This window comes from Herbivorax alkaliphila (genome assembly GCF_030848475.1).
GTDB lineage: Bacteria > Bacillota > Clostridia > Acetivibrionales > Acetivibrionaceae > Herbivorax.
The window spans coordinates 1-23,838 of the sequence record NZ_JAVDDS010000036.1; the positions used below are offsets into that span (position 1 = coordinate 1).

Sequence of the window (23,838 nt, forward strand, 5' to 3'; positions counted from 1 at the left end):
TGTGAAGCAAGAATCCTTCTTACTTTAGGGAGAGGAGAATGTCAATAAGTCACCAGTCTGGAATTCCACGTGACATATGGGATATTAATATAGAATTTTTTATAAAAAATTCTGAATTTCAAGATTCCCAAAGTCTTTTTAAATGAACCGGCTCTGTTAGATATAGAAGAGTTGGTAGAACTTTTAAAAGGGTTAAATGACGAGTTTGATTACCATAGTGAAGTCCAAGATGTTATTATTAATTCTGATTTTGAGCTGCTTTTTGAGCCTGGAAAACAATATTCCTACTCAAATGTAGGATATGGTATTCTTGGAAAGGTAATTGAAGAAGTTTCTCAAATGTCTTACATAGATTATTTAAATAAAATTGTTTTTAAGCCGCTCAATATGGAAAATACTTGGCTTTTTGAAGAAGAACTAGATATTTATTCAAGACCTTTATCAGATGAGTATGACGATGAAGAGTATCTTAAAGAACTAAGAAAATTTCATAGTACTCTTTCTAACTCAGGAGGAGCACTGTTTTCAAATGTTGAGGATATGTCAAAATATTCCCAAGTGTTTACAACAGATAAGGTATTAAAAAAGGAAACTATTGAAAAAATGTGCACTCCAATTCGAGATAATTATGGATTGGGTGTATGGTCACGTCAAAAAGACTTTATTGGACATGATGGAATATTTTACGATGGCTTTTTCTCCATATTTACAATTAATATTGAGGATGACATAAAAGTAATATATTTTTGTGATAGGAGTGTTAATACAGCAGAAGGGGTTCTTGATGCTATGTGGGATAGAATTATTAGAGCAATTAATGAAGGGTGAATCTAGGGTATCTGATATTAAAAAGTTTTAAAGTCATTATAAATTCTAAGACGCCATCTTCTAGTAAGGTGGCGTTTTACATGGTAACTTGAAACAGACAAAGTAAATTCATGCTTTTTAATTTATTTTGAAATATATTGTAGTGCAATTCTATTTTCTGGTTTAATATCAAACGTGTATAGTACAATGAGAAAAAACCATTCTAAAGGTTTCATTAATATATATATAATATCTGCCTGCCAATTGGTTTTGATATGTCTTGATAAAGGGTAACCATACTTATTATATATAGTTCTTATGGACTTATGAAATAAAGGGGCTTTTTCTTGAATTAACTGTTCAAATGCATTTGCAATACAAAGCTGTCTGTTTACAATAATAGTTTTACCATGTCTAATGCCTTTTCTTGTTGGCTTAACAAGTTTTTCATGTCCTTTTAGAGCCACTGTACATAAATAATGTCCCTCATATTCTATTGGAGGGGGTGATATTTTTTGGGATAATGTCCAATCACTTGTCTGGGTAAATGCTTTAATAATTGAATCTGGTGACTGTCCAAACAGTACAAGAAAACCTAATAAAAGCCCTAGAACAGGAATCACAAGAATAAAAGCAGCAGTGTACCAGTGTACACTTTTTGATAGTATTTTGTATGAAAGATTTAATAATTTGCTTTTATACATAACTTGGGTTTCTTTAGATTCTGCTTTTTCTATTTGGTATTCAGAATTGAGAGATGGGATTTCTTTTTCAGTATTTTTTATTAGCATCTTTTTTCTATGAAAACTATTATCTGTTCGATTATGTACATGTAAAAAAATCACCTGTCTAATTAGTCTAACAGAACATAATATATAATTTAGAGGAAATAGACTTAAAAATAGTATTTCAAAGGGAAACATGTAACCCGAAGTAAAAATGTTTTTTGACAACTGAATAATAAATAAGATGCTAAGGCCAATTCCTAAGTAAATTGTTGAAATAGATAGAATGCTTTTTACAGGAGACATATTCTTTTTGTGAATTCGTAAAATCCAGTAGCCTAATATTGAGATAAATCCAACTAATAGTATTATTTTCATATATTCACTTGAGATTGGCGTATGAAATTGAAATTCAAATGTTCTAGTGTAAAGTGGTTCATGGTATTCTTTTAGCTCTAATAAGTTAAAAAGAATAATAGTAAGTGGTAAGCCGAGAAAAAAAGTAATAAAGTCAATAACATTTTCTTTAATTGGTGTTTTTTTTATAAGATTGATTATATTTAAAATAGTAATTACAAAAGGAATTACAAATATTAAAAACAATATTGCGATTGTTAATAAGTTAAAAATAGAATTAAGCATAAAAATTTCCTCACAAATAATTGATAATATCAATGATACTATATTTTAAGAGTATCTTCAATAAGGGGTTTCTGAAAAAGTAAAGTCGTAAATACTTGATAAAGAAATTTCAAAAAATAGGACTGTACAAAGAAGATGTATGGTGATACAATTAACGCGATGTAAAATAAATACAAAACAAACAATATATAATGCAAGTAAATAATGTAAAATAAATTATATTTTATGAAAGATTTTATTTAATTAGGGGGTATTTTAAAATGAAAGTAAAAAAAAGTCTTATTTCTTATGCGCTGATTTTTTGTATGCTTATGACGGGGTTGTCTTTTGCATATGCAGGGACAAACTTACAAGGGCAGCAAAAACATTCTTTTCAAGATATTGAGGGGCATTGGTGTAGTGATGTTATTGAAAAGTTTGTAGAAAAGAACTGGATATTAGGTTATGATGATGGTCTATTTCGTCCAGACAAACTTGTAACTAGAGCAGAATTTACCGCTATGGTTGTGAACATATTTAAGGAGACAGTAGAAGAAGTAGAAGATTTGAATTTTTCTGATGTAAAAAAAGACGATTGGTTTTATGATTCCATTGCATATGCTTTAAGTGAAGGATTAGTACAAGGTTTTGATGATAGGACATTTAGACCAACGGAGAATATGAGCAGGCAGGATGCAGCAGTGATTGTTGCAAAGCTTTTTGATGTAGGGTTTTTTGAAGGTGCTAACGATGTTAGCTTTAAAGATGAAGATACATTTTCTGAATATTCGTATAAAAGTATAAAAAATCTTGCATCTCATGAAATAATAAAAGGTTATCCAGATGGTACATTCGGGCCTTTTAGAATGATAACAAGGGCAGAAGCAGTTAAAATGCTTGACGTAGTATTAAAATATGTAGATATACCAGATGGGCTAATTCCACTAGAACCACCTAAGACACCAAGTCCAACACAGACACCAGAACCAACACTAGAACCAACACAAGCACCTAGAAGGTCAAATAGAACTAGTAGAAATGTAACTCCTATACAATTTCCTGATGAAGGGATTAATATTTTTCTAGAAAACAAAGATGCAAAGGTAGGGGATATAATTACTGCTAGAATTAATATAGGTGGAATATCTAATCTTGCAGGATATGAAATAAATATTAAATATGACCCTGATGTATTAAAGCCTATAGATCATAAAACCAAAGAGCCTTACAAAGAAGATACAGTTCCATATGCTGAGAGTATACTTTCAAATGAAAATTATGTGTCAGTTGCATACCATGACCTTAACAGAGGAAGAATTAATTTTGGTAGAGCAGTTGATTGTCTTGAAACATTTAGAGACAACAAAAGTAAAGAAGTGAAAGGTGAACTTGCAAGAATAGAATTTAAGGTGATAGAGTCTGGAGATACTTCAATAGAATTTGTAGATGATAAAGATAATAAATACTTAAGAGCTGATGCAAATATAAATAGAGAAGGTATTTTATTGTTTGATTGGTATGGAAGCCTTATTGAAACAGAAAAAATAATAAAAGATGGATTATACAATGAAGCATCTGTGATAAACAATTCTGAAACAGAAGTGTCTGAAGAACTGGAAAATGAACATTCTGAAAGTAAAGAAGATATAGAAGAAAACACTTCAGAGGATTATGATGATAATTCTATACCTAATAATTCCGAGCCGGAATTAAAAGAAGATGAGGAATTAGAAAATGGAGAAGCTTTAGAAGAATATATTATTGAGGGGCATCTTGATACTTCTACATTTGAAGAGACTAAATTAGAAATATTTAATGAAAATAAAAAGGTAATAGTAAGTACTGATGCAGATGATGAGGGATATTTTAAAATAAAATATATTCCTGATACAAAAGAAGCAGTTACATTAAAAATAAGCAAGGAAGGGTACTTAGATAGATTTTTAAATATTCCGGCAGGAATGTATGCACTTAAGCTTGGAAGTATGGATAAGCCACTAAATATGTGGAAAGGCGATGTAAACAATGACAACATAATAAATATGAAAGATATTATGATGTCAATAAAAGATAATGATGATATAACTCTTAAAAAGGCCACTGATAAATTTAATAGAACACCTGATGATTATCCAATAGAAATAACTTTAAAAGAAGATACAGGAAAAATAAGTGATGACATAAAAGTGTTTGAAAACACTGTATTTAATATTAATGGTATGAATTTAACAGCAAATAGTATAAAAAATTCAGGAAAAATCCATTTAAATGAAGGAGAAATAGTTTTAAGTGGAGTATATAGACAGGGAAGAAATGTATTATCTACAGAAGTTCCTTTAATTGATATGCAAAATGGAAAAATGGAAGTTTCAAAAGATGTAATAGTAAATGGTGGAACAATGTATATAAATGGAGGAACTCTCCAGGTAGAAGGGGGGTATCATTTAAAAAACAATGCTGTTTTAAAAATGATAAACTATAAAGATCATGTCATTGTAGAAGATGATATGATAATACAAACACAGAGTAGCTATAATGGTTCTCTTATAGCAGGAACACTGGAGCTAAAAGGAGATTTCATAATAAAGGAAACGCCTAATGATAATGTGTTTGAAGCAGATGGTACTCATAAGACGGTATTAGCAGGTGAAGAAGGACAGACTATTAACATGGAAAACGGTAAAGGATTACATATGTTTAACATGTTGATTTTAGAAGAGTCTGAAGATTATTACAATTTTATTCCATCTGACAGAGAATTCTGGAGACAGATGATAGTGTCTATTTTAACTGAGCCAGAGGCACCTTATTTGACAGGAGCATGGTATAACAATACAGTAAGACTCTATTGGTCAAATGAAAATGGTGCAGATAGATACAACATATATAGAGGAAGTAATGACGGAGGACCTTATTACCTTATAGAAGAAAATCGTTTGAGAAAAGACTTTATTGATATTGAAGTAAAAGAAGGAAATACATATTATTATGTTGTAGAAGCTATTAATCGTCATGGTGAAAGTCCATATTCACAACAGGTGAAAGTAAGCAGTGAAATTGTATTTGATGTAGAATCAATTGACTTAGATGCAGATTATTCAGGAAATGGACTTACAAACAGAGAAGAATTAGAGCATGGAACAAATCCATTTAAATGGGATACAGATGAAGATGGCATATCAGATTATGATGAAATATATGTTTATGGTACTTGCCCCTTAAGTCCTGACACAAGCGGTGATGGAATATATGATGGAGCAGCTGTCAAGTTAGGTTTAGATCCAACACTTCAACATGAAAATGTTAAGTCTCAAAAAAGTGCAGTATCAGAAGATGGAAGAGTTGAAGTTACAATATGGGGGGATGCAAATGTAGTAATGTCTCCATTGCAGATATGGAATTCAGGCAACACTCTTTTAGATAATTTAGAAGGAACTATAGGAAAAACAGTAGAAATAACCAATGGGGGATTTCCTTTTGAATATGCAGAAATTAGAGTATCATACAACAGAGAAGAATTAGGTGATATAAAAGAGGATGAACTAACTATTTTCCATGCAAACCCTGAAACGCAACAGTTAGAAGAGATAGACAATGTCTATGTTGACAAAGAAAATCAGGTTATAGTGGGTGAGACGACACATTTTAGTGAGTTTATACCTGGTTCAGTAAATACCGATTATTTTTTGCAATCAGATATTGTATTTGTATTAGATCAATCAGCTAGTATGAGAAGATATGATCCAAATGATGCAAGTGTAGAAGCAACACAGAGATTTATAAGGAATTCTTTTGGATTTAATAACGTAAATTCTCAGAGAATAGGACTTGCTGGATTTGATAGAAGTGGGTATGAAAAACATTGGATTACAGATTCAGGTAATAGAGATGTTTTACTTGACATATTAGATGGTATGAGAAACCCAGGTGGCAGTGCTACAAACATAACTGACGGAATAAGAAAAGGTGCAGATATGTTTTATGAACACAGCACAAGAGAAAAGATAATTGTACTTTTAACAGATGGAATAGCAAACAGAGAAAATGGAATGGTTACAGTAGATGGAGAAAGAATTAGGCAAGAACTTGCATTAGCAAAAGAACTAGCAAAAGAAGGATTTGTTATAAACACAATAGCTTTAGGAACACAAACAGAAGCAGATCTTCTAAAAGCTATTGCTGATGCAACAGGTGGAAGGTTTTACTTTATAGACAATCAAGAAGGCTATACTCAAGACGATATAGATAGACAGACAAGCAATGTATTTCAGAGTATATCAAATAGTGTTTTAATAGATAGAGGAAGATCTTCAAACAGTAAGGAAAATAGTGCTCTGCCCGATCCATGGAATATAAGGCTTATTGACGAATGGTGGAAAGGTGGAAAAGTTGAAATTAGACATGATCTTAATTCGGAATTATCAGAGATTAATCCTTTAGAAACTAAAGATTATGGATTTACGCATGTTAATGTAGATAGAGGAGAGTATGAGAGATTGTTCGAGGATTTAAAAGAGTCTCAAAGAGGTGTTTTTAGATCAAATGAGTGGATTTATTTAGATGATTATGATATACCATCTGATTTATTTTATTACATTAATCCAAAAGAAGATATTATGGTGGGAAGGCATGAAAAAAAATACTATATCAATCCTACTATTGATGCTAATATATCTAAATCAGCATTTATGTATTATGCTCAAACGGTTGAGGCAAGTGGGGGTAAGGTAACACCTACTTATACTGTTCTTAATAGGGTACATTATATTTCACAAGCTCATAATACGAAAAGAAATGATAGTAATAATGAGGTATATACTAGTTTAAATATACAAGAGAATTTTGAAGTATATTATGAACCAATGGAAAATAGAATCAAATTAGTTAATAGTAATAAAGGAGTGTTAATTGAGAATGTCAAAATGGGTATACAATTAGATCCTGATTCTGAAATTGTTTTTGAATCTAATCAGATAGATGGAGTACTAAAGGCTAAGAAAAGTGATTTAGAACTTATCAAGCCCTTAGCGTCTAAAATACCTTATTTAGGCACAATCGTAGAAGTGTGGGATTACATAGACTCAATTGATAAATTGATAAACGAATTTGAAAATGAATCATCATCAGAGTTAGGTCAGCAGTGGCCGTATGCTACTGGAACAAAAATAGAAGATCAAATAAACACTTATCTTGTACCTATTCAATTTATTGCTGGACAATCTAAAAAACGATATTTAAGGTCAAGTGGAGATTTTATAAAGCTAAATGGATTAGTTAAAATATATCCTAGTTATGAGAAAGATGATTTTTCAGCTTATGTTATTGTAGATTTCGATGTTAGATTTGAGTAAAAGAATGTTTTATTTATACTGCAATTTATGGCGATATGATATAATTATATTTATATAATGAATGCGTTGTAATATTTAAAAAATCACAAAATAAGAGGTGTATTTTCATTTAAGCAATAGGTTGTAGAATATATAGATATACTAGTTATTATAGCAGGATGCATAAAGAGTAAATGCACCTTTATATAATAACGATATTAATTGAAAGAGGTGTAACTATTATGAACGTTTTCATGAATAAAAAATCTTTAAAAGTAGGTCTTTTCATATTTATTGTATTTCTTGTACTTATTAATGTTAATGAATATAGATTAATAAATCAATATAGTTCTGCTGGAAATATTAGCAATACATCTATGGCATTTTTAATTAGAAGCATTCAACATAGACAAAAAGCATTAAATGAAATACTAGAAACAAAGCATATTACTGTGGAGAATTTTACAACAATACAATTTAATTATTCAAATCGAGTTCCTGAATTTGAAAGATATGGGGTTGAATTATTTGGAGATGAAATTATGGTTGAAAAAGCTATTAATTCGATTCATGATTTTTTTTATATCTTTTCAGATGATAAAAAGCATATGATAAAAAAAGATCGAAGTGATATATTAGTTGAAATTGATGATGATTTAAGATACAAAATAGAATGTTTATTGGAGTTAAATGGACTGTGGTTATCTTCGATAGAAAGAAATTATGCAAATGTAATAGATAAAGATGATGTATCTGAATATGATCCTAAGCCATTTAGGGAGTTTTTGAAGGATATTGAAAATGATACGGTAGAGTTTTTGAATAAATATCAAATTAATGATATTAATGAGTTGTTATATTAAATAATTAATGGAGGAGGGTGAGTTTATGCTAAAATTTTTAAGAAGAAATCACTTTATGATAATGATTTTTATATCTATAATTTTAGTTATTACAAGTAGTGTTTTACATGTGGAAAGAAAAAAAATTGAGTCTAATGTTTCAAGCATAACAAACCATGATGTAAAAGAGTTGGTTTATATAATTTTAGATGGTTATAACATTACTGAAGAAGTATTAAATACTGGCGTGCTTACAACTGGTCAGGCTTGGCGTTTATATGACATGTATATAATTTTTTATAATTATTCACTATATCCAATAGAGGTATCTAATAACATAGGCGGTTATTCTACAAAGTGGATTAATATATTCAATACCACACACGATATTAATGTTTTATTTTCTCATTTATTAAATCAATATGATAAAAATGAAGAAAATAGCGATGACGAAGTTTTGGTTAAATTAGACAATGATTTAACAAGAAAAATTAGAAGGATTAATGATTTACACTTGAGGTGGATTTCTGCTATTAATTTAAATCATTTAGGTAGTATTATTCTGGAAGATGAAATAAATACCGAGTTTGAGTATTATGAAAATCTTTATGGAGATTTTGGAATTGAAAACAAAGAGTGGTTTGAAGTTATGGATTTAATTAGCTTAGAAACGGACAATTTTTTAGATAGTTTAGGTTCTATACTTCAACATATTTTAGGTATCGAGATATTTCAAAATTGAGAATTTCGAAAGGTTTTTATTGAGAAACTGTTGCAGGTGGAGAAGGATAGAAATATTTTCAAACACGATAATTAAATACACCCTATAAAAGCAGATTTGCATATTTTGTATACGTTAGAGAAGCTATTAAAAAAAATTGATATTTATCCGAAACATAAGGTGATATCAATTAAAGTCAGTCTTGCTTAAATAAGCAGGCTGGAAGGAATGATTATTATGAAGAAAAAACCATTGAATATAGGTGTTGTTACTAGATATGTGGAGAATTTCTATTTTGGATCTATAATAAAAGGTATACATAATGTCGTAAAACAAGAAAAGGGAAGACTTTTTATATTCAATACGTATATGATAGATAGATTCAGAATGGATGTAGAAGGAGAAGAAGATTATTATTCATTTTCATTTAACCATATTGATGGGTGGATAATTATTTCCTTAGGTGCATCAGATTTAAAACCGGAATATATTAATAAGATTATCAGTACTGGTAAGCCTGTTGTAATGGTTGGGCATAGAGAAAATACTTATAACTGTACAATAGTAATTGATGATAGTTATAATGGTGCTAGAAATGTTATGGAGCATCTTTTATCCCACGGACATAAAAGAATAGCTTATGTAGGTACTAGCGAAATATACGATATGGTTGAGAGACATTCAGGGTATAAGGAAATACTTGATGAACATGGTCTTTATGATGAAAGTATTGTTTATGATGTTGAATTACCCATGCCGGAATTTGGTGAAAAATTAGCTACCGACATGATTAAAAAGGGAATAGATTTTACAGCTATTTTTGCTGCCAACGATTACTTGGCAATAGGATTAATAAAAGGACTTAAAAAAGGCAACATTAATGTGCCGGAAGATATTGCTGTAATAGGATATGATAATACTGACAAGGGAGAGTTGCTTAAACCTGCCTTAACCAGTATGGATCAAAATACTTTTGAAATAGGCAGGGGGGCAGGAAAAACATTACTTAGATTGATTAGTGGTGAAAAGTTGAAAGTAAAAAAGGTAAAATCAAAGTTGGTTGTCAGAGAGTCATGTGGGTGCCAATTTAAACCTGTTGATACTGAAATAACGAATGATGTTTTAGAGCAAAAAAATTCTATGATTGAAAGGCTTGAAGATGCCTTATATAAGAACGCGGGTATAGGAGCTAAACTTTTTACATTGAGTGTGAGTGATATACTAAAGATTATTCCTCAAATAACTGATGAATACAAATGGTTTTGTTTTGGTCTATTTCAAGAGAATAATGGATCTATACGAAAAGTAACCATACAAACAGTTGTTGATAGAGTTAGAAAAACAACCATTAATGAGAGCATTGAGTGTAATTTGGAGGATTTTCCTCTTTTGGAATTAATGCCAGATTATGAATTAGATCAAGATGATATCATATTAATATTTCCAGTTGCAACAGGTAAAAAGAAGGTTGGAATAATGTCATATATAAGAAAGATTAATAAAGATGCAAATTTGTTTGTATATGAAATGGATATAGTGCTTTATAACCTTCTTGGTATTGCAATAGACAGAAATCTGGCTATGTCAAATTTAAAAGAAACACTAGAATCACTTAAAAATACACAAGAACAGCTTGTAGAATCTGAAAAAATGGCATCTCTTAGCAATTTGGTTACAGGAGTAGCTCATGAAATAAACAACCCCATAGGTGTAGGTATAACTGCAACAACTTATGTGGAAAACATTACACATCAGCTAAAAGATTTGTTTGAAACAAATAAACTGAAAAAATCAGAATTAGTAAAGCTTGTGGAAAAAAATAATGAATCTGTAAAAATACTTCTAATGAATTTGCAAAAAGCATCAAATGTTATAAAAAGCTTTAAACAGATTGCTGTGGATAATACAACTGAGGAAAAGAGAGTTTTTAAAGTAAAAGAGTACTTAAATGACGTTATTTTAAGTGTTAGTCTAAAATTAAAAATGAAGGGTATAAAAGTAAACCTTCAGTGTAAAGATAATCTACAGCTTTATTGTAACCCTGGGGAGCTATCTCAGGTCTTTACAAATCTATTAGTAAACTCAATAAGATATGGATATAATGGAATAGGTAAAGGTGAAATAAACATAAAGTTTGAAAAGAAAGAAGAGAGTCTTGTAATAGTGTATAGTGATGACGGTAAGGGGATGGAAAAAGAAGTTTTAGACAAGAGCTTTGAACCTTTTTTTACAACTGAAAAAGGTAATGGTGGCTCAGGCTTAGGACTTACTATAATAAAAAACATAATAGAGCAAAAGTTTGATGGAACTATAGAGTGTGAGAGTGAATACAATAAAGGTACAACATTTATAATATATCTTCCCTTATCTTTGGTGGCTAAGTGAACTCCTATAAAAATAGTTTAATTTATAGGTGGGCATTTATAAAAATTCATCTTATACCGACATATACTTATACACTAATTTAACTTTTTAATAAAAGAGTTTAATTTTCAGGTGCTAATATATTATATATAAGCACAGAAAGGATTAACTACGGCATGTTGAATATAGGGGTAATTACTAGGTTTACCGATGGAGTGTATCATGGCAATTTAATAAATGGTATTCATAGCTTTGCAAAGGGAAAAAACATCAAATTGTTTGTGATTAATACGTATATGATTAGTCGCTTTTTTACTGATGTAAAAAAAGTTGAAGAGTATTATTCTTTGGCTTTCAATCATATAGATGGATGGATAATATTAACAGAGAGTGCTAATAACAGCTATATGAATGAGATAATTAATACAAATAAACCTGTTATATTTATTGGTGTTAATGACAGGCCGAGTAATTGTACTTTGGTAAAAAGTGATAATATTTTTGGTGCTGCCCAAGCTGTTGAGCATTTTATAATGCACGGGCACAAAAAAATAGGTTTTGCAGGATGGATGGGAATTGGTGATATAAAGGAGCGTTTTGAGGGATATAAAAACACACTAATTAAAAATAGATTACCTTATGATGAAAAACTTGTTTACAAAACTGAATATACATTACCCAAAGATGGCAGAGAGGCAATTAAATGGTGGATAGACAATGGTATTGATTTTACAGCAGTGTTTGCCGGTAATGATGGGATAGCAGTTGGTGTTGTGAAGGAACTTGAAGAATATGGATTATTGACACCTGATGATGTGGCAGTAATAGGCTATGACAATAGCCCGGCTGCTCAAAGAATCAGTCCAGGTATCACATCAATAGACCAAAATATTTATGGTTTGGGATATACAGCAGCAAAAAATTTAATAGATGAAATAGATAATATTTCAATAAGAGGCAGAACAGTATTGTTAAAATCCAAGATTGTTTTTAGAAGATCATGTGGATGTAGTACTTATGCCGATGAGGAAAAAGTGACTAAAAAAGAAGCTGCAAATAAAAAAGATAAAATAATAAAGTATTTGGAGGATGCAATTTTAAAAAATTCTAATTTAGGCACAAGACTACTTTCTACAGATATTGAAGGAATTAAGAATTTATTTCCTCAACTAGCAGATGATTTTTCATGGGAGTGTGTAGGGTTTTGGAAAGAAAGCAAATCGGGGCATGAAGAATTTAAAATAAAATCACTATATGATATATTTAAAAATAGAGAAAGTGTTAATTTATCCTGTGATATAGAAGACTTTCCTCTATTAGAACTTATACCTGAAAAAATATATAAAAACACTGACGATATTATATGGATAATGCCGATATCTTCAACAACGAGAAATTGGGGGGCAATAGCGTATGTCAGTTCCTTTAATGAAGCATCTGCCATGGTTAAATATAATATCTTTATAGTAATAATCACTCTTTTGAGTATTGCAATGGATCGTAATGTTGCCGAAAGCGAGCTGGAATCTGCATTGGAAACACTTAAGCAAACTCAGAGTCAATTGATTCAATCTGAAAAGATAGCTGCATTAGGGGGACTTGTTGCAGGAGTAGCTCATGAGATTAATACTCCTATAGGAGTTAATGTAACTGCGGCATCTTATCTTGAGGAAAAAAACATTGAGATATTAAGATTGCTAGAATCAGGAAAACTAAAAAGAGCCGACTTGGTAAAATATATAGATACTACCTTAGAAACAGTTAAAATTCTTATGATTAATCTAGAAAAAGCTTCAAACCATGTAAAGAGCTTTAAGCAAATAGCAGCAGATCAGTCAAACAAAGAAAAAAGGAAATTTCTAATAAAAGATTATATAAATGATGTGGTACTTAGCTTAAATCCCAAGATTAAGAAAACTAAGCACACCATACATATTAACTGTGAGGACAACTTAAAGATATATGCTTCACCAGGGGCATTATCTCAAATTATAACAAACCTTATCTTAAACTCTCTTGTCCATGGATTTGAAGATGTAGACAAAGGGACAATTACCATAAATATAGTAAAAAGGTTTAATGAAATTGTAATTGAATACATGGACAATGGAAAAGGAATAAGTGAAAATGACATAAAAAACATATATAATCCCTTTTTTACAACAAAAAGAGGGAAGGGTGGAACAGGATTAGGACTTAACATTGTATATAATATTGTAAACAAGGAATTTAAAGGGAAGATAAAATGTAAAAGTAAGCTTGGAAATGGAGCAACATTTATTATCATAATACCTGTAGAAGAGGTGAATAAATCTAATGATAAATAATGATGTTATTTTAGACAATGAGTATATGGATTTTTTTGATGAATCAACTGATGATATAGAACCAGTTGATATGGATAGGAAATGGAAAATCATGATAGTGGATGACGATTATGAGGTTCATACTATTACCAAGCATGTTCTTAGCGATTTTACTTATAATAATGCATCCTTAGAATTTATTGATGCGTATTCTGGAGAGCAAGCAAGGGAGTTGCTTCAAAAACATCATGATATAGCAATAATCTTACTTGATGTTGTAATGGAAGAGGAGGACTCAGGACTAAAGCTTGTGCACTATATACGAAATGATTTAAAAAATTATGAAGTTAGAATAATTCTAAGAACAGGACAGCCCGGCCAAGCACCAGAAAAAAGTGTTATAGTTGACTACGACATAAATGACTATAAAGAGAAAACCGAATTAACAACCCAAAAGTTATTTACGACAATGGTGGCTTCGCTTAGAGCATATGAAAGTATTAGCAATACCACTATTGGTAAAAAGGGCTTAGAAAAAGTAATAGAAGCATCTTCATATCTTTTTGAAGTACAGTCAATTTCAAAACTTTCCACAATTGTTTTAGAGCAGATAAACTCAATGATTTCTCTTTATAAAAACATACCGTTAAAACATCAATCTAGTTTTATTGCATTTAGAAAGTCAGAAAGCTTTTTTATTACTGCAGGTTCAGGTAAGTACTCTAAGAACATAAATACCAATATAAAAGAAGTGCTTTCAGATAGTTTGTATATGACGATAACTGAAAAAATAAAAGAAAAAAGAATGTTGATAATAGACACAAACATTATAATACATTTTAAAAATGGTGAAAATCTTGAATATATACTTTTTTTTGAAGGTGCCAGAGAATTTAGTAAGATTGATAAAAACCTTCTTGAAATATTCAGTCATAATATTTCAAATGCTTTTGAAAATACATCATTAAATCTTAAATTGCAGGATACACAAAAGGAAATTATATATACATTAGGTGAAATTGCAGAAGTTCGTTCTAAAGAAACAGGTAAACATGTAAAGAGGGTTGCTGAGTTTACAAGGATTTTGGCACTAAAATATGGAATGTCAAAATCGGATGCTGAAAAAATTTCTCTTGCTTCAGCTATGCACGATATAGGTAAACTTTGTATTCCCTCTAATGTACTAGATAAACCGGGAAAGCTTACTAAAGAAGAGTTTGAGTTTATTAAGACACATACCACTATAGGGTATAACATGCTTAAAAATTCTACAAAAGAAATAATAAAAACTGCAAGTATCATTGCATATCAACACCACGAAAAGTATAACGGCTGTGGTTATCCAAACGGACTTAAAGGAGAAGAAATACATCTATATGGAAGAATTACGGCAATATCAGATGTTTTTGATGCTTTAGGCACAGTCAGAGTCTACAAACCAGCATGGGAATTGGAAAAAATACTTGATTATTTTAAATCTCAAAAAGGAGAGCATTTTGATCCTCACTTAGTGGATATTTTATTTGAGAATATAGATGAGTTTATTTATATAAGGGACTTACTCAAAGATTAAATATAAGGTAACTTGGTAAAAAAACATAAAGCCTGAATTGTTCATATTTCTATGAACAATTCAGGCTTTACAAATTTAATTATCCACTTATATCAGAATCTTCATTACTGGACTTTTTAAGTCTGTTCTTAAAAAACTTTTTGTATATAAAAAGTACTATCGTAAAAATAATTCCAAGAAGAACTAGGGCAGGAAGTACTGCTACGACTCCCATTATAAATGAGGCACAAAAGTTAAGAACTCCTTCAAAGCTATTTAAAAAGGTGCTTTTTAGTTGCTCTAAATAGGATTTTTCCTCTTCTTCTTTTTCCTCTGAAACAGGCAGTGTTTCTTCCATATTTATTGTAATGGTTGATAATTCTACAAGGTCATTAAGTTTATTTAGTGTTCCTGTAAGCCGTTCTATTTCATGGCGTATATCTGTAAGTTGATCTTCAGTTTTAAATACTATCTCAGGGTCGTCAACTGTTTCTATATATTCTTCCAATCTTCTTTCTTGATTACGTACAAGTCTGAGCCTTGATTCTACGTCAAAAAATTTTTCTGTTACATCGTCAGTTTTTATATTTTCTTCAGTAAGAAGTCCTAATCCTTTTACATCCTTTAAAACTGTGTTGAATTTTGATGCATCAACTCTTAATATTATTACTCCTCTGGTGATAAGAATTTCTTTAGAATCAACATAGCGTTTGTCCTTGTTTATTCTGGATTCCTGAACAAATCCTATTCCTGAAATAAAGTATTCAATTTTGCCGTAGGATTTTTCAAAATCATCTACTTCAAGAGTTATGTTTGCATTTCGAACAATTTTTCTCTCATCAAGAATTTTATTTGCTGAGCTTACTGTGCTTGTTCCTGTTGTAACAAGTGCAGTAGGCTCAGATTCACTGGCTACATCTTCAGTAAGAGCTCTGCTTTCAACAACCTGATCGTTATAGGAAGAGTCCGCGGCGTCAAGATGTTCCGGTTCAGAAGAACTGCAACCAATAGTTAGCAATAATAAGGTAATAACAAAAAATACACTGGCAAGTTTAATTGTTTTCATTTTTTAAAAACCCCCTTTTTATTCTATGACGCATTTAAATGTAAAAAGTTTCGCAAAAAATTAATCTTCTTGGAAAAAGTCAGATAACAAGTAATAAAAAGTTATAGCAAATTTATCTAAAAATCATTACAGTTACAGGTAAAGCCATTGAAATAATAATAATTAATATAGCACCTAAAAAGGCAGTTTTATTATTTTTTTTATAGCAGTGTTTTGCATAACTTAAAGTATAAATTAGAGGTAAAAAAACTAAAATTAAAGCAGCATACTTAATTATTTTCACCTCCTGATTTAATTATGGGAGAACTGTATAACATTTTGCCTGTACGCACTATTTCAACATCTACAGAAGCAGTGATTTCTGCATTTTTATAACTCTTATTCCAATCATATTCTTCCCATTGGTCAATGGTTGCAAACTTTTTTACAGCAGTGTGTCCAAATTTAAAAAAGTCACAATTCCAGTTTAAAGATTTATCAATTACCTTTTCAAATTCAGATAAAATAAATTCTTCTAATGCATCTTCAAGAATTGGTTTTAATTTTGGATCTTCATAGTTAAATCTGCTTTGAATAGCAAAAATATCCCCTTCTAGCTCTAATTCAATTTGAATAATTGGTTTGGTTTCTTCAAAATTTACCTTGATAGAAGGAGAGCTTGCCAACCTGGTTAATATTGGTACTGCAAGGTCAGGGGCTTTAGGATCTTTTATTGTAAAAATGCTTCTTTCTAATACACCTCTGCTCATAGACCAGAGGATTGTTTCATGTCCTGTAATGGTTCCTACCATGGTATCTCCTTCAAATACAGCCAATCCCATAAATTCCAGTTTACTTCCTCCTTCTCTAGGGATATCTCCAGCAATATAGTTTCCTGCTATACTATGTGATGTATCCAAATTTTCTTTGTTTTTCTTAAGATTTTTTCCTTTATTTACGGCAGTGTATAACAGTATAGGCTGATGGTATGTGGATTTCATACAGTCATAAAAATCATGAAGAGTAGTTGATATATAGTATCCAACATTTCTACTACTTTTAACTATGCCATCTACAGTTCTGGAAATGTTGCTTCCGGTATATGGTTTGAAATTTTCGACAAGTTCTCTTGCACTTGCTCTTGAAACAGCTATATTGACGTTGTGCCTTAACTGTTTATACCTGATAATAGGTGCAATAAACTCGCCTACTTTTCCCGACCTTGCAAGTGCTTCTGAAAAAACAATGGCTTGAGTATGCATTAAATTTATTTCTCTTGGTAAAATGCTATTGGCCAATTGCAAGCCAGCAAAAAATGATGGTGCCTCAATAGTCAATGAATCCATAGATGGGGCTACATCTGCTGGATCATTCGACATATCACCTCCTTCACTGCCTCCACTGCCTCCAAGCAAAGGCATTACAAAAGTAATTTTCCACTCATCAGTGTCTCCCTCATCTATTCCAATTAACAGTATATAAGTAAAATCAGTAATTTCCTTTGAATCATGACAGGAAGTAAATGTAACGAGAATACTTAAAGTAATTATTAAAGATATGATTTTACTGTGCAACTTTATCACCTTCCTTTTTATTGAAAATAGCTGATATAATTAAAACTATCAGTGGAAGTGCAAAATAAAAAATCCCACCTAACTCCCGTATATACTTAAGATAAATGTCTACAAGAGAAGAAATTCCTTTAGGAATCATTGAAAGGGTAAATAGAATTATGGCAAAGGGAACAATCAGGGGTTTTTTATCACTTATTCTAAAAACATGACAGTATATAAAAAGTGACATATAAAACATCAAAGTAACAGAAACTATTGAACCTAAACTCCATATGAACATAAATAGTGATTCAACTCTTTCAAAGAACAGACCATATCTGACAAGTGATGTCATTACGTACATAGGACCTATAATTTCCTGACCTATATAATACGAGAAAGTCATAGAAAATGCCAGAAAAGCAATGGATATAACTAAAGCAGAAATCAAAATACTCAAATAACCTATTTTTTTTATTTGAGCCAATCCATGAAGAGATTTTGCAATTATTGCTATAATAATTATATCACCATATTCTGACATTCTGATAAAACCATGATATATAGTTTTATCAATGCCATAACCTAAAGCAGGAAACAGCCTATGTACTTGATAGAGCTGAGTTGACAGAATAATAATAAGAATAAAAGCAGTAAATATTAAAAATGAAATAAGCTTTGAATACCGAGCAATACTTTCAAGTCCTAAAAAACTTAGAAAAATTAAAACTATAACAAAAAATACTAGTAAAAAAGATATTGGAGTTTTGGCAAACATATATATTTTTTGTACTTCTCCAAATTCTCGTAGCCTTAAAGAGGCAGAAAACAACATTATTAAAATTAAAGAAAAGGAGAAAACACTTCCTAAAAATCTACCTAAAACTTTTTCATATATCTCCAATATGTTTTTTCCGGGATATTTTTTTAAAAGCATATATATAATTGTAAATCCAACTGTGGCAAATATAGCAGATATAAGCATGGTATACCATGCAGAGGTTCCGGTATTCCTAAATATTATTAAAGGGCCTGCAAAAAAAACTTTTACTGAAATAGTTATAACTAAAAGCCATATTACTTCAGAAGATCCAAGTTTACCTTCAGTTAGCATTACACTAGTCTCCTTTCTTTCCTTCCCACTTTCTTGGGTTATCAGACATGCGGTTTTTATCATTTGTATTTAAATAATCCGGTCTGCTTTTTTTTAGCCATAAAGGATATCTTAAAAAAATATCTTGACTAGATTTAGTTTTAGGGGCAATTGGTGATAAAATTGGAACTCCAAAGGATTTTACATTGCATAATCCAGCCAATACAAAGGCAAGTCCTAATGATATTCCATAAAAGCCTAAAACAGCTCCAAATAAAATAAAAGCAAATCTCAATACCCTTAAAGCCCATGCAAGCAAATAATTGGGGATAGAAAAGTTTGAAAGTCCGGTCATTGCTACAACTATTATAAGTATGGGGCTGACAAGTCCGGCTGCAACAGCTGCTTGGCCTAGAATTAATGCACCAACTATTCCTAGTGTCTGACCTATTACTCCTGGCATTCTTACCCCACCTTCACGTATCAGTTCAAAGGCCACTTCCATTACAAGAATTTCTATAACAACAGGGAAAGGCACTTCTTCCCTAGTATTAATTATTGTCATTAAAAGCGATGTAGGTATCATTTCGTGGTGAAAAAGTGTAAGTGCCACATATAGCCCTGGAAGAATAAAAGAGATAAACAGTGCCAAAATCCTTAAGATTCTTAGAAATGATGCATAGGGCCAGCGTAAAAAAAAGTCTTCAGATGTATGTATAAGATCCACAAAAGTGGCAGGCATAGCAATGGAAAAAGGTGTTCCCTCAGTTAGAACAACAACTCTTCCTTCCATAAGAAAGGAAGCTGTTCTCTCAGGTCTTTCAGTGCTTAAAATTTGTGGGAATATAGAATAGGGTCTGTCTTCAATGTACTGTTCTAAAAAGCCATTGCCTAATGCTAAATCTGCACTTACACTGTTAATTCGTTTTTCTACTTCTTTGATAAGTTTTGTATTTGTTATACCTTTAATGTATACAAGTGAGCAGCTGGATTTATTTGTCGTACCTAATTGGATATTTTTTACGGTTAAATTTTCATTTTTTATAATTCTTCTCAATAAAGTTAAATTTGTACCTAAATTTTCTGTAAATCCTTCATGAGAACCTTTTATTGAAGATTCAGTTACTGGACTCTCAACGCTTCTTTTTTCGTATCCTCTAGATTCAATAAGTAAACAACTATCACATTCTTCAATAAAAAATGCTGTAAGACCACTCAATATCCCAGATATAATATCTTTAAAATTATTTGTTTTTGTGATTTCATTAATTGATATAACATTTTTAGATATATAATCTAAGGGGCAGCCCTCTGAAAAATGTGAAAAATTATTTTCATTCATTAGTTGTGGAATAACAAATTGATTCAAAGTAGTGTTATCAATCATTCCGCTTATAAATATTACAAATGAATTTATTTTTTTTGCTACATTCAATTCTCTAATTATTACCTGTTCACTTTCGTATATGTGGAACTTTTGATTTAAATATTCCATATTTACTTCAAGGTTTGAGGAAACAATATCATTTTTTATTTGACTTTCAGCTAAAAGAGCAGAAGCTTTCTCAGACTTTTTAGCCTGATTCCATTCCTTTACATTTAAAGGTTTTTTACTATTGTTTTGATTGTTTTTTTCTGTACTCTTCTGAGACTTTTTTTTAATCTTATCAAAGTCTTTTTCACTTAAATCTACTTGAAGACCTTTTTTGTCAATATTTTCATTTTCATCTTCTAATAGTTCCCACCCACCTTCAGTTTGCTTTTGTTCAGTATATTTGAAAATGTTTTTTATAAAATCAAGCATCTAAAACCACCCTTAATTAAAGACATTTTAGATTATTGTTTACTTTGATTAAAAATTTATACAGTGCATTCACAAAAGTAAACTCTAACATCAAATACAAAATCACTGTTTTGGGAAATTATAACTTAATAAAATTCAAAAATTAAAAACTAAATAAGCGATTAAAAAATGTTTAACATATTGATTTTTGGGTAAAATATGCAGTGGATAAGCCCTGATATCTCAGTGAATTTTGGGTTTTATTATTATAAAATGCAGTCTGAAAGTTAAAAAACTTTTATTGTTTTTATAAAATAATATTTACAAAATCCATTAAGTAAGCTATTCTATATGATGTAAAAGTCTACTACTTGAAGGGAGAGTATTAAATGAAACAGTATTTAGAAATTGAAAGTGTTTTTGGAAGAGAAATACTTGATTCCAGAGGGAATCCAACTGTAGAAGTGGAGGTGATTGCAGAAGGTGGTTTTATAGGCAGAGCTGCAGTCCCATCAGGAGCATCAACTGGTGCTTTTGAAGCGGTAGAACTAAGAGATGGTGAAAAGAACAGGTATCTTGGAAAAGGCGTAAAAAAAGCAGTGGAGAATGTTAATAAGACTATTGCACCAGAAATTGAGGGAATGAATGTTTTCGATCAAACTGCAATTGATAATTTGATGATTGGGTTAGATGGAACATCAAACAAGGCAAAATTAGGTGCAAATGCAATATTAGGTGTTTCACTTGCAACTGCAAAAGCTGCGGCGGAAGCTCTTGGTTTGAGCTTGTATCAGTATATTGGAGGAGTTAATTCAAAAGTACTTCCAGTTCCAATGATGAACATAATAAATGGAGGAGAGCATGCAGACAACAGTGTTAATATCCAAGAATTTATGATAATGCCTGTAGGTGCAAAATCTTTTAAAGGTGCACTTCAAATGTGTGCAGAAGTATTCCATAATCTTAAAAAAGTATTAAAAGATAAGGGATATAGTACAGCTGTTGGTGATGAGGGAGGTTTTGCTCCAGATCTTAAAACAGATGAAGAAGCTATCCAGGTTATATTAGAGGCAGTTGAGAAAGCAGGTTACAAGCCTGGAGATGACTTTAGAATTGCAATAGATGCAGCTGCAACAGAGATGTATCAAGAAGATGGAACTTATTCTTTCTGGAAATCAGGGATAAAGAAAACTAGAGATGAAATGGTTGACTTTTGGGCTGAACTGATAGATAAATACCCAATTATATCCTTAGAAGATGGCCTAGATGAGGATGATTGGGAAGGTTGGAAGTTATTAACTGAAAAAATTGGAGATAAAGTCCAGCTTGTAGGAGATGACCTTTTTGTAACTAATACTGAAAGACTTAAAAAGGGAATAGACATGAATGTTTCTAATTCTATACTTATCAAGGTAAACCAAATTGGAACACTAACCGAGACATTAGATGCAATAGAAATGGCAAATCGTGCAGGATTTACTGCTGTTGTTTCTCACAGATCAGGAGAAACAGAAGATGCAACTATATCAGATATTGCTGTTGCAACTAATTCAGGACAGATTAAGACAGGAGCACCTTCAAGAAGTGACAGAGTTGCAAAATACAATCAATTATTGAGAATTGAAGAGGAACTTGGAAGTGTATGTCAATATCCAGGGTTGGATGCGTGGTTTAACCTAAAAAACAAATAATTTAGATATGATACAAGTAAATTTAGCCTAGTATATACACTTGATAGTTGAGTATAAAGCCTTTGGACAATACCTAAGAAAATGTTTTATGAAAAAAACTTTTTATTGCTTGTATTTATACTGGCTATATGGTAACATATATATTGTTAATTTTTTAGGAGGTGTCCTTGGAAATGCAAATAGCGATTACTATTTTACACATATTGTTTGCAGTATCAATCATAGTTATTGTATTATTGCAATCAGGTAAGCAGGCAGGACTATCAGGGTCTATAGCAGGTGGTGCAGAAACGTTTTTTGGTAAAAACAAGGGTAGAACTCTTGATGCATTGCTTAGTAAGTACACTGCAGTTGCAGCCATAGGATTTCTAGTTACTTGTATAACGTTACAACTTATAATTAGTTCTAGGTAAAAAAGGCTGTGGCTTTCCACAGTTCTTTTTTTTCTTGAAGCATAGGAGTTTATATAAACCTTAGTTTTTGTAAATTCCTGTTATGGGGATTGTCAAGGGGAATCCCCCCTTGCAAGATGAGCCTTTTTTCATGTACAATAAATAATAGAAATAAGCGAATATCTATAATAAGTAATATATATTACTATTACTATTCCTAATTTAAAAAGACATTAGAACAGACAATTTTAATAATATTATAGAAATAGAACTGAGATTATCAAGGGGATATGCTAATCTTATCTAAGAATTAACTTTTAGGTCGAATTTTTAGGGGATATGGTTTCGTTGCAATATGATATTGAATAAGAAAATGGAGGTATAAGTTTCAATGGAAAGAGAACAGGCACTTTTAGAATTAAAAGGTAGATTGAAAAATGAAAATTTAATAAAACACTCTTTGGCAGTTGAAGCAATAATGAAGGATTTAGCTTTTTATTTTAAAGAAGACATAGACAAATGGGGGTTAGCTGGATTGCTACACGACATTGACTATGATAAGACATCTGATGACCCTTCAAAACATAGCATTGTTGGAGCAGAAATACTTGAAACGCTTGATGTAGAGAGTTCTATTATTTATGCAGTAAAGGCACATAATGGGATGCATGGAATTGAAAGAAAAAGAAAGATGGATAAGGCATTGTATTGTGCTGATCCTGTTTCAGGATTAATAACTGCTTCAGCATTAATTCTTCCTTCTAAAAAATTAGAAGATGTAACGGTGGATTTTGTACTAAAAAGGATGAATGAGAAAGGCTTTGCTAAAGGAGCAGACAGAGATCAAATAAAATCCTGTGAAGAATTGGATATTTCATTGGAGAAATTTATTGAAATTGCTTTAGATGCAATGAATAAAATTTCAGAAGAGTTAGGACTTTAATAAATAAAGATTTGTTTAATAATAAAAGAATTGGTTAATAATAAAATAGCATGAAAAAGTGTGTATAAAA

At 30.9% G+C, this 23,838-nt stretch carries 15 protein-coding genes; 10 read left to right on the forward strand and 5 right to left on the reverse strand.

From position 1 onward, the window contains the following. Positions 1-171: 171 nt before the first annotated feature. The gene (locus tag RBH29_RS12645; RefSeq protein WP_306697263.1) at positions 172-828 is read left to right on the forward strand and encodes a serine hydrolase domain-containing protein; all 657 of its coding nucleotides are present in this window, start codon (positions 172-174) and stop codon (positions 826-828) included. A gap of 122 nt (positions 829-950) precedes the next feature. Here RBH29_RS12645 and RBH29_RS12650 read toward each other — a convergent pair whose 3' ends face one another. Then, positions 951-2,174, reverse strand: coding sequence for a DUF6688 domain-containing protein (locus RBH29_RS12650; protein ID WP_306697265.1), 1,224 nt, complete (start codon positions 2,172-2,174; stop codon positions 951-953). A gap of 260 nt (positions 2,175-2,434) precedes the next feature. Between RBH29_RS12650 and RBH29_RS12655 the strand changes: the two genes are divergently transcribed. From RBH29_RS12655 to RBH29_RS12680, 6 genes are all read left to right on the forward strand, one after another. Further along, the gene (locus RBH29_RS12655) at positions 2,435-7,504 is read left to right on the forward strand and encodes an S-layer homology domain-containing protein (RefSeq protein WP_306697267.1); all 5,070 of its coding nucleotides are present in this window, start codon (positions 2,435-2,437) and stop codon (positions 7,502-7,504) included. Positions 7,505-7,737: 233 nt separating this feature from the next. Then, complete coding sequence (locus tag RBH29_RS12660; protein WP_306697268.1) at positions 7,738-8,346, forward strand: hypothetical protein; 609 nt, start codon at positions 7,738-7,740, stop codon at positions 8,344-8,346. Positions 8,347-8,371: 25 nt separating this feature from the next. Next, complete coding sequence (locus RBH29_RS12665; RefSeq protein WP_306697270.1) at positions 8,372-9,067, forward strand: hypothetical protein; 696 nt, start codon at positions 8,372-8,374, stop codon at positions 9,065-9,067. A gap of 216 nt (positions 9,068-9,283) precedes the next feature. Further along, entirely contained in the window at positions 9,284-11,431 is a 2,148-nt protein-coding gene (locus RBH29_RS12670) for a substrate-binding domain-containing protein (RefSeq protein ID WP_306697272.1), read from the forward strand. Positions 11,432-11,586: 155 nt separating this feature from the next. Next, a complete protein-coding gene (locus RBH29_RS12675; RefSeq protein ID WP_306697274.1) occupies positions 11,587-13,737 on the forward strand; it encodes a substrate-binding domain-containing protein in 2,151 nt (716 codons plus the stop codon). After that, positions 13,727-15,289: a response regulator gene (locus RBH29_RS12680; protein WP_306697276.1), complete on the forward strand. Its 1,563-nt coding sequence runs from the start codon at positions 13,727-13,729 to the stop codon at positions 15,287-15,289. Before RBH29_RS12675 ends, RBH29_RS12680 begins: the two co-directional genes overlap by 11 nt. Before the next feature lie 79 nt (positions 15,290-15,368). Here the strand turns inward: RBH29_RS12680 and RBH29_RS12685 are convergent, their stop codons facing one another. The 4 genes from RBH29_RS12685 to RBH29_RS12700 form a co-directional block, all read right to left on the reverse strand. After that, the gene (locus RBH29_RS12685) at positions 15,369-16,334 is read right to left on the reverse strand and encodes a DUF4349 domain-containing protein (RefSeq protein ID WP_306697277.1); all 966 of its coding nucleotides are present in this window, start codon (positions 16,332-16,334) and stop codon (positions 15,369-15,371) included. A 269-nt stretch (positions 16,335-16,603) separates the two neighbouring features. Beyond that, positions 16,604-17,887: a Ger(x)C family spore germination protein gene (locus RBH29_RS12690; protein ID WP_306697278.1), complete on the reverse strand. Its 1,284-nt coding sequence runs from the start codon at positions 17,885-17,887 to the stop codon at positions 16,604-16,606. Next, positions 17,877-18,980 (reverse strand): GerAB/ArcD/ProY family transporter, encoded by a 1,104-nt coding sequence (locus RBH29_RS12695; RefSeq protein ID WP_306697279.1) that lies wholly within the window; start codon positions 18,978-18,980, stop codon positions 17,877-17,879. The genes RBH29_RS12690 and RBH29_RS12695 overlap by 11 nt, the downstream gene beginning before the upstream one ends. Positions 18,981-18,984: 4 nt before the next feature. Next, positions 18,985-20,763 carry a spore germination protein gene (locus tag RBH29_RS12700; RefSeq protein ID WP_306697281.1) on the reverse strand — a complete coding sequence of 593 codons (1,779 nt, stop codon included), beginning with the start codon at positions 20,761-20,763 and terminating at the stop codon, positions 18,985-18,987. A 368-nt stretch (positions 20,764-21,131) separates the two neighbouring features. Here RBH29_RS12700 and eno point away from each other — a divergent pair, with 368 nt between their 5' ends. The 3 genes from eno (at position 21,132) to RBH29_RS12715 (ending at position 23,768) form a co-directional block, all read left to right on the forward strand. Continuing rightward, entirely contained in the window at positions 21,132-22,433 is a 1,302-nt protein-coding gene (gene eno / locus RBH29_RS12705) for a phosphopyruvate hydratase (RefSeq protein ID WP_306697283.1), read from the forward strand. 173 nt (positions 22,434-22,606) lie between these two features. Further along, entirely contained in the window at positions 22,607-22,846 is a 240-nt protein-coding gene (gene secG / locus RBH29_RS12710) for a preprotein translocase subunit SecG (RefSeq protein WP_306697285.1), read from the forward strand. Positions 22,847-23,216: 370 nt separating this feature from the next. Further along, positions 23,217-23,768: an HDIG domain-containing metalloprotein gene (locus tag RBH29_RS12715; protein WP_306697286.1), complete on the forward strand. Its 552-nt coding sequence runs from the start codon at positions 23,217-23,219 to the stop codon at positions 23,766-23,768. The last annotated feature ends 70 nt before the right edge of the window (positions 23,769-23,838 follow it).